Origin of the sequence: Clostridium sp. MF28 (assembly GCF_002969175.1) — a bacterium.
Taxonomy (GTDB): Bacteria; Bacillota; Clostridia; order Clostridiales; family Clostridiaceae; genus Clostridium; species Clostridium beijerinckii.
The window spans coordinates 3,683,147-3,696,567 of record NZ_CP014331.1; the positions used below are offsets into that span (position 1 = coordinate 3,683,147).

Here is a 13,421-nt window from a genome sequence, read left to right on the forward strand (position 1 = left end):
CCTATGGAAAAAGATTATTCGTCTTTAACAGGAAAGATTTTTGATATAAGAAGATTTTCAACACATGATGGAGAGGGAATAAGAACAACGATTTTTTTAAAAGGATGTCCGCTTAAATGTGTTTGGTGTCAAAATCCTGAAGGTATTTCTCCAAAGGAACAATTAATTCATTTTGAAAATAAATGTATTAATTGTGATCTATGTATTAAAAAATGCTCTAATCAATCAGTTATACGAGAAAATAATAAAATATGTGTTGTTCAAGATAAATGTATAGATGAACAAAATGAAATTGTTACAGATATTTGTCCGACTGGTGCGTTAACTATGGATTCTAAAAATTATACTTTAGATGAAGTTATAGAAATAGCACTGAAGGATAAAGCGTTTTTTAAATATGGTGGTGGGGTAACTTTATCTGGTGGAGAACCATTGTACCAGAAAGAATTTGTAGTTGTATTACTTAAAATGTTAAAAGAAGCTGGAATAAATACAGCGATTGAAACATCTTTATTCGTCCCTACTGAATATATAATAGAAGCGCTACCGTATCTAGATACAATTTTTGCAGATTTAAAGGTATTTGATAATGATAAGCATAAGATTTTTACTGGCGTAGGTAATGAACTAATCAAAAAGAACATCAAGTTTATTTTAGAAAGCAATAAGAAAGATAATGTGATTATCAGAACTCCATTAATACCTCAATTTACAGCAAATAAAATTAATATTCATGATATAAGTGGATATATTTCAAGCATTTACTCAAAAGTAAGGTATGAACTATTAAATTATAATCCACTTGCAAAATCAAAATACAACTTAATCAATAATTTAGATTATTGTTTTGAAGAGAATCCTAAAATGTATACTGAGACTCAAATGGAGGAATTTTATGATATAGCTTATTCAGCAGGAATAAGAAATTTAGTTAAATAGTTGTTTCGGATATTCATTGATTGCTGAATAAAAAGGTATAAATAAAAATGTTTTTATTTTAATATTCTAAAATTCTTAAGAATATATATTGTTTAGAATATTACAATATAAGAATATATATTCTTGGAATAGAGTATTGTTTTATAGTATTTATAACGCATTTACTTAATTTAAGTATAGAAATTAAAAAGAGAGAGGGAGAAGAAAAAATGTTAATGTTAATTGATGATGCAAACTTAGATGAAATTAAAAGGATTTATGAATTTTACCCATGTGATGGGGTGACAACTAATCCATCTATTCTAAAAAAACAAGGTGGAAATCCTATGGAGGTATTAAAAGCAATTAGAGAATTCTTACCAGAAGGGGCACAATTACATGCTCAAGTTGTATCATTAACTGCTGAAAAAATGGTCGATGAAGCACAACATATGATTGAAGTACTTGGAAAGGACACTTATATTAAAATTCCTGTAACACCTGAAGGAATAAAAGCTATGAAATTATTAAGTAAGGAAAATGTAAATATTACAGCAACAGCTATTTATACTTCGATGCAAGCCTTCATGGCAGCAAAAGCAGGGGCAAGATATACAGCACCTTATGTAAATAGGATTGATAATATGGGAGCTGATGGAGTTCAAGTTGCAAAAGATATTCATGACATGTTTAAAATGCATGGATTAAATTCGGATGTATTAGCTGCAAGCTTCAAAAATTCACAACAAGTTTTGAATTTATGCAAGTATGGAATTGGATCAGTTACAGCAGCACCAGATGTAATAGAAGGATTAATAAAACATGATGCAACTAAAAATGCAGTAGATGTATTTACAAAAGATTTCTATAGCTTGGTTGGTGAAGGGAACACAATGGAGGGGCTATAATTCAGGAAGAAGAACATTTAAGGGAAATAATTTATTGTTCTTTTTACTATAGACTCACACATACAAATATTTTGACATATAATGAACTAGTATCATTACATGGAGTTGAAAATGCGTGATATACGGGCTGATTTTAGCTGGAGGTAAGGGCAGTAGACTATATCCTCTATCAAGAGCCGATCAACCAAAACAATTTTTAAAGCTAATTAACGATAAAAGTTTCTTAGTTAATACTGTTGATAGGATAATGCCATTAATAGACAGGGATAATATTTATATTGTAACCAATATGGACTACAAAGAAAAAGTTAAGGATGAACTAATAGGAATTAGAGAGGAAAATATTTTTGTAGAGCCTGCTAATAAAGAAACTGCTTTGTAGACGATAAAGGTCTTTTTGAAAAATTGGGATGGGTAGTATTTAAATCTAGACTTATTTTAGCATACATAAAGGAAGTTTTAATTTCAGAGATTAGAGAAGTCATTGAAGTTAAGTTTAAATCATATGAAAGCAATAACTATAAATAATTTATACAAATTGATGATTGAGATTAAGAAATTAAACAATTAAGAAGAGTATGTAGGCTGGTTAAGACTCGCCTCTACCATGAACCCCACGTTCATTTTCGTTAGTTATTTAGTTTGTATAGACTTATAGTAAGGTTTTATATATGTAATTTTATAAGAAAATATTTCAAATAATGTAGTATATTTTCTCTGATAGAGTAACAAGCTTTAATTACTAATATAATAGTGATTAAGGCTTGTTGTACATTAAAAATATGGCAGTACTTACATAGTTATAAGTGTAATTTTAGGTGGTGTTAGAAGTGGCGTAAATATTTTTAGAAAATGTGTTGATTTATTTTTTTTTATAATATACTATACATGTATAGTATATTATAAAATTCTATTTTAAGGAGTGCGAAAATAATGATCAGTGAAATTATGAATTCATACACAAACAACACAAATTTAATAATCATATCAGCATTTACATTTTTAATTGGCTATGTGGAATATATCTATAGTTTTAGGTTAGTTATCAGAGAAAAGAGTGCACCTTATCCCATTTGGATGCACACATTTTATCTAGCACATGATTTTACAGGATCAGTTGTATTTTTTATGTTAGCAAAGAATAATAATTGGTTCTGGTTCTTTACAACGGCATCTGTAGCTTTACTTATTTGGAATTGTTTTGAACTTTTCAATTTGTATATGGCTGTTAAAGTTGAGAGACAGGAAATATGGGGAAAGTTCTATGATTCTCCAGTTACAGTAAGACAAGCTATATTAAGAATTATGGGTCAAGTAGCTTTAATGGCTGTAGTAGTGAATCTATTCAGAGTATTTATGAATGATGAAGTTATGTTTAAGTGGTTTGCATTTACCAATATTCTTATAGCAGTTGCACCAGGATATTTGTGGAATGAACGAAAAAGCCGTAAGGGAAGTTCCATTGGACTTGCAATTGTAATATTTATTGGTACAGTTAATACATTCTTGCCACCAGAGTATGGTATGTGGACTACAGCTTCAAAGTATTTTGACCAGCCATGGTTTTATATCACAGGAGTGATTGTATCTTTATATGCACTTAGAAATGTGATAATGCTTTTGAGGTTTCCGATAAAAGAAAAAAATGACGGGAAAAAAGTAATTTGGTAATTATCTGTATTCAAATAGGATTGAAAAAATAAATATATATACTTGGAGGGAATGTAATGTATACAATTGAACTAGTTATGAGAGCTGTAAACAAAGATCCTTGGGGGTTTGCAATTCTTGCGTTTTTAGTTTACGGTTTCGGTTTTGCTCAATATTTCACTAGTATGGCTTTAGTAATTCGTGAAAAGAAAGCACCTTTTTATTTTTGGCAGCATGCATGGTATTTTGGACATGATTTAACATTTGTTACACTGTTTGGAATGTGGTTCTATACAATAGACTTTTGGATATTTAAAGTCTTATGGGCTGGATGTGTTGCATTTGTCTTTATTGAAATATTTAGTCTTTACATGGCAGTAAAATATGAGCGTAATGAAATTTGGGGGAAATATAATTCTGATGGAAAAATTAGTGAGAAATCAGCTTGGATTAGAGGTATAATTGGGTACATCATTGGTTTTGTACTATTTTACACAATTCGTCTTGCTATAGGAGATATTATGTGTCTTGGACTTATGATGTCAACTAATGTTACTGTAGCTTTAGCACCTCAATTCCTTGCTGAAGAGCGTAAAAGCAGGGCGGGAGGATCAATTATATTAGCGTTGTTTATTATTGGAGGAACTATTTTTACTTTTGCACCTCCTGGTATAGGTATGTGGACTACTGCTGCTCCAGTGTTTAATCAACCATGGTATTACGCATTGGGCATTGTATCATTAATATGCTCTGTTAGGTATCTTATAGTTTTACTAAAGTTCCCTAAAAAGCAATCGGTAGATGGTAAAAGACCTATTTTATAAATAGACATTTATTTTAATTTAAAAAATGCCACTTGAGAGAATTATCTTTCAAGTGGCAAATATTTTATTAATGTAGTTCAATGATTCATTTTAATAGTGCTGTTTTTAAATAGGAATTCGCTTCGCATAAAGTTTCTTCACTCAATGCATGACTGGACAAAAGCTCTCTATATATACTATTTTCATGACCCATAGCAGTCAGAAAGTGAAGCATGATTTTTTTAAGTAAATTAGGAACATTAAGTGACTCACTTTTGCTTATGTATCTATATATAAGCTCATATGTGCCACCCATAATCATAACTATATCATCTGATAGTTCTTTGTTAAGTTCGGCAGACAAATTAAAAAATGAAAATACCCAATTTTCATTAAAAAATACAATTTCTTTAGTGATTGCCCTGTTTGATACTATATCAAGTGTAAGTGTCTTCATCTCATCATTCATAAGTAAAAAAGAAAAATGAATTTGACCAATTATATATAAATTAATAAAATTATTATCACTTTTTAAAGATTTTTCTGTGATATATTGTTCAGAAAGCGATAAAAGTTTATTAAGAAAGTCAGTAATTAAAAGTTCTTTCTTAGGAAAGTAATATTGAATTAAAGTTCGCTCATTGGAGCTATTGTCAGCAATATCTTTATATGATGTTTTATTATATCCTTTATTTAAAAAGAGGTTAAATGCTGTTTTGGCTATTAAATCTCTATTTTGTGTGTTTTTAGGTCTGCCCAAAGTAAATCCCTCAAATCTTAATGTTTTTGAAAATATTATAACACATTTTGAAAATTAATTTAGGATGAACTATTGTTAGTTTGATAAAGGTATAAATTGTAGGTGATATAAACAGCAAGTAAAGTAGAGGTGAATATGCTATAATTGATTTACAATAATGTATAACTGTTAAGCAGTATAGATGTAATTTAATGGAGGGGCTATACATGATAAGGCTAGCATTAGAAAGTGACATTGATAAAATAGAGCAAAGTTATGTTGAATTACTAACACATGAAAACAAGTATGGAAGTAATTCTAATTGGGTACTTGATGTATATCCAACAAGAAAAGTAGCTATAGATAGTCTTTCTGAAGGCACATTGTATGTATTGGACGACAATAATCAAGTATGTGTCAGTATGATTTTGAACCAAATTCAGCCAGATGAGTACAAAGTAATTAGTTGGAAATATCCTGCTGAATTAAATGAAGTTCTTGTTATACATACACTTTGTGTTCCACCATCGAAAGCTGGAAATGGATATGGGAAAAAAATGATTTTATATGCTATAGAAAAGGCAAAAGAGATGAAATGCAAATCAATAAGACTGGATACTTTCGCTGGAAATAAGCCAGCAGCAAATTTATATACTGGTTTAGGATTCTTATATTCAGGAATAGCAGAAGTAATGCTACAAGGTGTTATTAGAGAACAACAAATATTTTTTGAAATGAGAATAGGAGAATAATAATGAAAAAATTAGGACTTATAGGCGGTATTGGACCAGAATCTACAATACTTTATTATCATGACATTGTTTATGGGGTTCAGCAGAGAGTTGGTAAATCATTTTTCCCTAATTTAAATATTGAAAGCTTAAGTGTTTTTGAGGTTTTGAGAATGTGTGCGGAAAATGATTATATTTCATTAGAAAATTATATCTTAAGAGGTATCAATAACCTTGCAACAGGAGGTGCAGATTTTGTTGCAATGACTGGAAATACACCTCATATTATCTTTGATGAATTAAAAAGCAATAGTCCAGTACCTATTGTAAGTATTGTAGAGGCTACTTGTAATGAAGTAAAGAAAAAAGGTTTTACTAAAATTGGTTTACTGGGAACAGAAGTTACTATGAATGGAGACTTTTTTAGAAAACCATTTATAAATGCGGGAATATCAGTTATAGTTCCAAATGAAAAAGAAAAGTCTTTTATTGGGGGAAAAATTTCTGATGAATTAGAATTGGGAATAGTAAGGGGTGAAACAATATCAGCTTTTTTAGATATTATAAATAAAATGATTAATGAAGAAAAAATTGAAGCAATTATCTTAGGGTGTACTGAGCTACCGCTACTTTTCAAAGGAGTTCAATTATCAGTACCATGTTTAGATACAATGCAGATACATATTCAAGAACTCATAGAGATGATATTAGAAGATTAAATAATGTAGATTATATGAAGGAGAAATAAGTGATTATGAAAAATGACAAAGGATTGGAGGTGTCAAAAAACCCCTTTATTTTGATGCCTATTTTATTATTTATGTGGGGGTCATTTGCAGCAGCAAGTAAATTACTTTTGAGGCATTTAGATAATTATCAAGTTTTATTTTATATGTATGGACTTGCAATTATTATGTTTTTTATAATTTTAATATTTAAGGGAAGTCTAAAAGAAATTTTATTATGGAAAGTATCAGAAATTTGTTTGTTGATTTCATGTGGAGTATTAGCTTTTCTTTATGATATATTATATGTTAAAGCACTTGAGGTTATTCCAGCAGTAGAAGCCTCTATGCTTAATTATTTATTTCCAATTTTCATTGTTGTTTTTGCTATCCCTATAAATAAAGAAAAGTTAAATGTTTATAAGATAATTTCAATAACAATTGGATTTATAGGAACTATTGTGTTGATTACAAAAGGGGACTTATCAAACTTAAACTTCACAAATTTTAAGGGAGATATAATGGCAATTCTAGCAGCTGTAAGTTGGGGACTTTTTAGCAATCTTGTTAAGAAAAATACAAAAGATACATTGATAAGCACATTTTTCACTACATTTATATCTTTTGTTTTATCTATATTCGGAGTGATTTTATTTTCAAGATTTAATGTTTCAGAAATAGCAGATGTCTATGGACTTTTATGGTTAAGTATTAGTCATATAGTGGCAGCGTTCTTTCTTTATTTTCAAGCTTTAAAATATTCACCAGCATCTTTGATTGCAAGTTTTACTTTTTTTTCACCTTGTGTCACTTTGGTATTTATTTTTTTATTGCTAGGTGAAAAGTTAACGATGATAGAATTTTTTGCTGCTTTATTGATATTGTTAAGTCTTCCAGTTCAAAAAATTGGTGCTTTTATTAATACTAAAAAAGAGAGTAGACAAAATTGATAGAGCAAAATCTAATTTCGCTAAATTTAACAATTCTAGAAATGACGTACCATATAAAGTAATACGGTACGTCATTTCTAGAATTATGTAGTAAGTGCTTAAATATTTTTTTGTATTAAAGTAAGATATCAATATCAGAGTCCATATCCATAGGTTCGAAAGAAGGCTCAAATCTTTTTACTACTTTTCCAGACCTATCAATTAAGAATTTTGTGAAATTCCATTTTATAGAGTCTCCTAATAAATAATCTGGGAACTTTTCTTTTAGAAATGCGTAGAGCATTCGGCTACTTGCAGTATCTTCATTAATTCCTTGGAATGGAGCAGATTCTGTCAGATATTTAAATAGTGGATGTGCATTTCCTCCTCTTACATCAATCTTTTCAAAAAGTGGAAATGTTACACCAAAATTAATTTGACAAAAACTCTTTATCTCATTGTTATCTGCTGGATCTTGTTCTGCAAATTGATTACATGGAAAGCCTAAAATCTCTAGACCTTTTCCATTATATTTTTTATATAAACTTTCTAAATCTTTGTATTGAGGGGTATATGAACATTTGCTGGCTGTATTTACAATTATTAAAACTTTTCCTTTATATTGATCTAATTTTATTTCCTCCCCATCAATTAAATTTGCATTAAAATCATAAATAGACATATCTACGTCCTCCTTAAAGTATTAAATCTTTGAATATACTGCTTTTCAAAATTACAAATATAAAGTTTATGAAGCTTTTGTAGTAATGAAATAGAACTAAAAAATTAAAAGGTATTGTTAATGAGATGCTAAAATAAAGCATTAGAAGAGCAAGCAAGTTAAAAAATATTTTCTGAGCATTTTTAAACACATCCTTAAAACTTTTGAGGATGTGTTATTTTATTATTAGGTAAAGATAAGGCTATGAGTTAATTATTTTTTTCTAATTGTTGCTTCAAAGCCTTTGCTAGTTGTGCAGGACAGGAAGTATTTCTTGGTCCACATTTTATTCCTTCAAGTTTATTGATAACATCTTCTACTTTCATACCTTCAACTAATTTACTGATACCTTGAAGATTACCATTGCATCCAGAAGTAAATGCGACATCTTTTAATATGCCATCTTCAACTATAAATTCGATTTTTTTTGAACATACGCCTTCAGTTTTATACTCAATCATATATACATCCTACTTTCTTTCATTAATTTTATATTTATCTGTTTGTCATCATAATCTTTAGATATGATGGTGTTATTAAAACATAATATGTAACTATACCTTGCGACTACTGATGGTTACTTAACAGTTAGTTCGACCTTTGCTTTAAGGCTATTCAAAACTACTGAGGCTGAAAGTGCAAGAGTTGCTATTTCTTTTACTTTTTCAATAGGAGCAGAAGTAACTGCATTCAATTTTATCGTAGGACTTGTAATTCCACGCTCACCCTCTTTAATTCCGAAAAATACAGCAAAATCAAGGTCTGCTTCAATATCTACACTAACTTTTTCTAGTTTAATACCTTCTTGGCTTGCAAAAATTTCAAAGGTGATTGAAAAACAACTAGCAGCTCCTGCTAATATATATTCAACTGGATTAGGTCCTTTATTTGTTCCACCAAATGAATCTGGTTCATCAATAACTATGGGAGAAAAATCTCTTATAAATACATTGTTTTTAGTACCATCTTCCCAATCAAGATGTGCATTGAATTTTGTCATGCCGGAACTTGGATCTTTCCTTACTGTTTTTTCAGTTTGAATAATAGCATCTAACATAATATTATTCATGATGATATCCTCCTGTTTTTAATTTTTATTGATTAATATATTAGAATTTTAACACTAGATGCTAAATAAAGATGTAAGATAGCTTACACTTCGCTTAATTTCTATAATTGAATCCATATGATATTTTCAAGGCGTTTAATTACACCATCTTTCAAAAGTCTGTTTATAGTAGTAGTAACAGTTTCACGACTTGAGCCAATCATACCAGCTATATCTTTATGAGTAAGGGAAACAGAAATAGGATACCATCCATTGTTTTCTAGCTCAAAATCTATAAGTTTTTTAAATAAAAAAATAAGGCGGTTTTCAACAGTTCCATAACTAATTTGCTCTAAAGTTTCAATGATATCATGATGTGTCTCAGAAAAATAATTTAATAGAGACATTGCAAGTAATGAGTCTTGTTCTACAAGTGTTTTAAGCTTTTCACCAGAAATAGAAACAGCTTTAACTTCTGTTAAAGCTCTAGAAAATACATTATTTTGTTTTTCTAAAAATATATTTGTAAGTCCAATTATGTCACCACTTGATAATAAACCTATAATGCATTCTTTGCCATCTATATAAATATGAAAATTACATAGATATCCTTCTTTTATAATAAAAAAACATTTATTTGATTTTCCCGCGGTACAAATCAGCTCTCCCTTTTTAAAAGTAAATTCCATTTCATCTTTTATTAATGCATTAAGATAATTTTCGGGAAATAAATTTATAGTGCGTTTAAAAAAACTTTTATTTGCATGTAACATTTTTTTATATCCTTTCTGATTTCAATAGAGATAACAATTTGTTAAGAAAAGCATGTGGCTTAGTATTTCAATGTCATAAATAGTTTAATGTTTATGTAGTAATAGGTGTATAAAAGTAAATAATTAATTCTTTGTAGTATATCTATTCACGGGGTGGAATTTTTTTGATAAGTTGAACCCCAATCATACATAGCTTTAATAATTGGTTCCATAGAAAAACCAAGTGATGTTAATTCGTATTCTACACGTGGAGGAACTTCAGGATAGACTGTACGCTTTACAACACCATCTTGTTCCAATTGACGCAATTGGATAGTTAATGCTCTGTGGGTTATATTTGGCATCATGCGTTTAAATTCGTTGAATCTTATTTTACCTCCAAGTAAACGGTATAAGATAATACCTTTCCATTTTCCACTGATGATGTTGAGCGTAGTTTCTACTGGACATGGTTTATCTTGACAATTCAAGTTTATTGTTTCTTTATTCATGTTATCAGCTCCTAATGAGTATAATAATGATACTTAAGATGTATATAGTATACTATATAAAGAAAATGCATTCATTATAAAAAAAATGGATTCGGAGTAGATAACTACTTTATTTAAATAACTGATAAACTTAGAGGTTCTTTCTGCAACACTAAATAATTAATGTGTTGCTGTTACTCATGTAAGTAAAAAAGGGCCCATTCTTTTCAAAATAGGAAAACGGCGGTTTTGATTTTCTCCAAAACCACCGTTAGGTGAATATATTGTAGCAGAATATTTTATAATTTTAGCTCATAAACAAAAATTTTAATTCAGTAGAGCTACAAATTGATAAAAGGAAATTCTATTTATTTATAAGATTTCTCTTTTACTAACAAACTATTACAGACTATAAATTCTTACATCTGGATCGATTGTCCATAAATCTTTTAATCCAACGAATACATCGTTTTTGAACAAATCACTACTTAGGTATGCTTGTGCATTTTCTACGCTGTCAAATCCGTGAAGTACTTGAACATCTTCATCACGAATTAAAAGATCTTTAGTTAAAGCACCTTTGATTTCGTTTAAAAAAGGTCCACGATAATCGTTATAAACCTTTGCAGCCGCAGGGCGATTCTCAGAGTTGATTTTCATTGTGATTTCTAAATAAGCTTTTACTTTCATAGTAATTCCTCCTAAAATTGTTCTAAATAGTATTAATATTTTTCAAAATGCATTTTGTCGGACGTATAGCGAGCGATAAAAACATTTTGCTTATCTACTCATTCAGTATAGCTGATTAAATATTAATGGTGAAGATATAAAGAAATTTATTAGCTACTAATAAATTTATTTGTAACTATTAAATTTAATAGTAATGGTGATTTAATAAGATGTGAGTTGTTTATTTAATATAGATGAACTATAATACAGATGCACTATAATAAAAATAAAAATAAGAGATATTTAAAATAGAGTTACTTTTACGAAAGGAGACAGCTATGTATAAACATAAATTAGATAAAGAAATCCGTTGCCCTCTTGAATATGGAATTGATATTTTTGGAGGTAAGTGGAAAGCACGGATTATTTGCATTCTTTCTGAGAAAGGACTACTAAGATATAATGAAGTTCGTCGTGAATTAACTGATATTACAGACGCAGTACTATCTGCTACATTAAAGGAATTGATTGCTGATAATATTATTACTAGAATGCAATACAATGAAATTCCACCAAGGGTGGAATACGCACTTACAGAAAAAGGAAGGACGGTTATTCCAATTTTACAAAGTATATGTAGATGGTCTGGGGCTTATCATAAAAATGATAATAAAAGTGTTCTTACACAATGTCAAAAATGTGATTATAATTATCAGGGTGAATGAGTTTGATATATATATGATTTTTGAATATATCCTATAATGTTGGAAATAATAATCGCAAATATAGTAGTAAGAAGATAAAATAATAAGTTTATAAGCGCTGAGTTATTTATAAGAAAAATATAAAGGGGTTATTGATAGCAATGACTGAGAAAAATTTGAATAATAAGAATTTTATTAATATGTATAATATTAGAAAAAATGAACATTCAATGGATTTGTTAAGTACTACGGAAATGGTACATTCATTAAATTCAGATGGTATCATTATTGATGTAAGTCCTAAGTGGTTAGAAGTAACTGGATATGAAAGAGAGGAAGTAATAGGGCATTTCTTCGGTGAATTTGTATTAGAGGAAAGCCTTTCAATTGCAAAAAGAGAATTTCAATATCTTAAAGACTACGGATTTGTTAACGATGTCCGCCTGAAGCTAAAGCGAAAAGATGGTATTATCATGGAAATTATACTAAATAGTACATCTAAATATACGAATGATGGTGATTTTGAGCGTACATTTTGTGAATGGAGGTCACTAGATTATTTTATAAACTCTATTGAAGAAATAAAGCAACTTTTGACGAAAGAGAAATTTTTTAGAATGATTGGATGTGTAAGGTCTAATATAACATCATTATTACTTAAATCTGATAGCTATAATTATTATGAGTCATTGACTGAAATAATGAATAAGCCACCTGAAATAAAGCAAGCAATTATAGAACCAAATTATGATGAAATACATAATCTTAGTGAAGTTCAGATAAATAGACTAGATGATGTTAGAAATCAGATTATGTGTAGTTGTATTAGTGGTAAAGTGAATATATTTAGATATGACAGAGAAGATTATACAGTTATTCTTAGAGTTAATGATGAGAGGATGCAGAGCAAGGAAAGAATTATTATAATTGACTTTGTTAGCTCTGAGTATCTCTTGAAGGAATGGAAAGAAGAATATAACTGTTTATGTAAGTTAATTGAGTCTGTAACACAAATGATTAAAGTAAATTTAGAAGTTAAACGTCTTGTAGGTGAACTTCGAATAGCTTCTGAAACAGATAAATTAACAGGAATTAACAATAGAATGATGATTGAAAGGATATTGGAAAAACAGAAAGATTCTTTTGATAGATATAAGGAGAAGTGTTCGGTAATACTAATAGATATAGACTATTTTAAAGATATAAATGATACATATGGTCATAATGTTGGAGATAAGGTTCTTGCCGATGTTGCTCAATTGTTAAGAAAAAGTATTAGAAAAACAGATTCAGTTGGAAGATGGGGAGGAGAAGAATTTTTGATTGTTTGTGAGCATACTGAAATAGAAGAGGTAATTTTACTAGCTGAATCATTGCGTAAAAGAATAGAAAGTCATGCTTTCAAAAATAATATAATTGTGACATCAAGTTTTGGGGTAAGTGAATTTTTAGAAGGATTATCAATAGAACAAGTTATAGGTAATGCAGATAAAGCTTTGTACAAATCAAAACGATTAGGTCGTAATTTAGTTTGTTGTTGGGAGCGAGAAGATATGGCGACTGGAAAGTAATCGATGGTCTCCTTTTTAGTGATGGAATCTAACAGATGGAAATTTAATTTGTTAAGTTGCTA

General features: G+C 29.2%; 18 protein-coding genes. 11 read left to right on the forward strand and 7 right to left on the reverse strand.

The features are described 5' to 3' along the window. The first annotated feature begins 3 nt into the window (after positions 1 to 3). The 6 genes from AXY43_RS16040 to AXY43_RS16060 all read left to right on the forward strand — a co-directional run bounded on the left by AXY43_RS16040 (position 4) and on the right by AXY43_RS16060 (position 4,300). A complete protein-coding gene (locus tag AXY43_RS16040; RefSeq protein WP_039772610.1) occupies positions 4 to 939 on the forward strand; it encodes a glycyl-radical enzyme activating protein in 936 nt (311 codons plus the stop codon). A 209-nt stretch (positions 940 to 1,148) separates the two neighbouring features. Next, positions 1,149 to 1,826 (forward strand): transaldolase family protein, encoded by a 678-nt coding sequence (locus AXY43_RS16045; protein WP_011967667.1) that lies wholly within the window; start codon positions 1,149 to 1,151, stop codon positions 1,824 to 1,826. 115 nt (positions 1,827 to 1,941) lie between these two features. Next, positions 1,942 to 2,208, forward strand: a complete 267-nt coding sequence (locus AXY43_RS16050; protein WP_105411762.1) for a sugar phosphate nucleotidyltransferase — start codon at positions 1,942 to 1,944, stop codon at positions 2,206 to 2,208. Between the two features lie 23 nt (positions 2,209 to 2,231). Continuing rightward, positions 2,232 to 2,354, forward strand: a complete 123-nt coding sequence (locus tag AXY43_RS28500) for a hypothetical protein (protein WP_278337357.1) — start codon at positions 2,232 to 2,234, stop codon at positions 2,352 to 2,354. Positions 2,355 to 2,759: 405 nt separating this feature from the next. Continuing rightward, on the forward strand, positions 2,760 to 3,497 hold the full coding sequence (locus AXY43_RS16055; RefSeq protein ID WP_105411763.1) for a hypothetical protein: 738 nt from the start codon (positions 2,760 to 2,762) through the stop codon (positions 3,495 to 3,497). Between the two features lie 56 nt (positions 3,498 to 3,553). Beyond that, a complete protein-coding gene (locus AXY43_RS16060; protein WP_105411764.1) occupies positions 3,554 to 4,300 on the forward strand; it encodes a hypothetical protein in 747 nt (248 codons plus the stop codon). Positions 4,301 to 4,385: 85 nt separating this feature from the next. Here AXY43_RS16060 and AXY43_RS16065 read toward each other — a convergent pair whose 3' ends face one another. Beyond that, positions 4,386 to 5,039, reverse strand: a complete 654-nt coding sequence (locus tag AXY43_RS16065; RefSeq protein ID WP_181246083.1) for a TetR/AcrR family transcriptional regulator — start codon at positions 5,037 to 5,039, stop codon at positions 4,386 to 4,388. A gap of 206 nt (positions 5,040 to 5,245) precedes the next feature. Between AXY43_RS16065 and AXY43_RS16070 the strand changes: the two genes are divergently transcribed. Genes AXY43_RS16070 through AXY43_RS16080 form a run of 3 tightly spaced genes read left to right on the forward strand, consistent with a single transcriptional unit; the run spans position 5,246 to position 7,424 of the window. Then, positions 5,246 to 5,770: a GNAT family N-acetyltransferase gene (locus tag AXY43_RS16070; RefSeq protein WP_105411766.1), complete on the forward strand. Its 525-nt coding sequence runs from the start codon at positions 5,246 to 5,248 to the stop codon at positions 5,768 to 5,770. A 2-nt stretch (positions 5,771 to 5,772) separates the two neighbouring features. Beyond that, positions 5,773 to 6,468 carry an aspartate/glutamate racemase family protein gene (locus AXY43_RS16075; protein WP_105411767.1) on the forward strand — a complete coding sequence of 232 codons (696 nt, stop codon included), beginning with the start codon at positions 5,773 to 5,775 and terminating at the stop codon, positions 6,466 to 6,468. Positions 6,469 to 6,503: 35 nt separating this feature from the next. Further along, a complete protein-coding gene (locus tag AXY43_RS16080) occupies positions 6,504 to 7,424 on the forward strand; it encodes a DMT family transporter (RefSeq protein ID WP_105411768.1) in 921 nt (306 codons plus the stop codon). A 115-nt stretch (positions 7,425 to 7,539) separates the two neighbouring features. On the opposite strand, the gene AXY43_RS16085 is transcribed toward AXY43_RS16080, so the two are convergent. The 6 genes from AXY43_RS16085 to AXY43_RS16110 all read right to left on the reverse strand — a co-directional run bounded on the left by AXY43_RS16085 (position 7,540) and on the right by AXY43_RS16110 (position 11,105). Further along, a complete protein-coding gene (locus tag AXY43_RS16085) occupies positions 7,540 to 8,085 on the reverse strand; it encodes a glutathione peroxidase (protein ID WP_105411769.1) in 546 nt (181 codons plus the stop codon). Between the two features lie 248 nt (positions 8,086 to 8,333). After that, positions 8,334 to 8,585, reverse strand: coding sequence for a TIGR03905 family TSCPD domain-containing protein (locus tag AXY43_RS16090; RefSeq protein ID WP_105411770.1), 252 nt, complete (start codon positions 8,583 to 8,585; stop codon positions 8,334 to 8,336). Between the two features lie 116 nt (positions 8,586 to 8,701). Further along, positions 8,702 to 9,193 carry an OsmC family protein gene (locus tag AXY43_RS16095; protein WP_105411771.1) on the reverse strand — a complete coding sequence of 164 codons (492 nt, stop codon included), beginning with the start codon at positions 9,191 to 9,193 and terminating at the stop codon, positions 8,702 to 8,704. Between the two features lie 101 nt (positions 9,194 to 9,294). Then, positions 9,295 to 9,945 carry a Crp/Fnr family transcriptional regulator gene (locus AXY43_RS16100; RefSeq protein ID WP_105411772.1) on the reverse strand — a complete coding sequence of 217 codons (651 nt, stop codon included), beginning with the start codon at positions 9,943 to 9,945 and terminating at the stop codon, positions 9,295 to 9,297. A gap of 146 nt (positions 9,946 to 10,091) precedes the next feature. Beyond that, positions 10,092 to 10,436, reverse strand: a complete 345-nt coding sequence (locus AXY43_RS16105; RefSeq protein WP_105411773.1) for a winged helix-turn-helix transcriptional regulator — start codon at positions 10,434 to 10,436, stop codon at positions 10,092 to 10,094. 381 nt (positions 10,437 to 10,817) lie between these two features. Then, positions 10,818 to 11,105: a hypothetical protein gene (locus tag AXY43_RS16110; RefSeq protein ID WP_105411774.1), complete on the reverse strand. Its 288-nt coding sequence runs from the start codon at positions 11,103 to 11,105 to the stop codon at positions 10,818 to 10,820. Between the two features lie 317 nt (positions 11,106 to 11,422). On the opposite strand from AXY43_RS16110, the gene AXY43_RS16115 reads away from it, so the two are divergent. Both AXY43_RS16115 and AXY43_RS16120 read left to right on the forward strand, forming a co-directional pair. Further along, entirely contained in the window at positions 11,423 to 11,809 is a 387-nt protein-coding gene (locus AXY43_RS16115) for a winged helix-turn-helix transcriptional regulator (protein ID WP_105411775.1), read from the forward strand. Positions 11,810 to 11,949: 140 nt separating this feature from the next. Next, entirely contained in the window at positions 11,950 to 13,359 is a 1,410-nt protein-coding gene (locus tag AXY43_RS16120) for a sensor domain-containing diguanylate cyclase (protein ID WP_105411776.1), read from the forward strand. Positions 13,360 to 13,421: the final 62 nt, after the last annotated feature.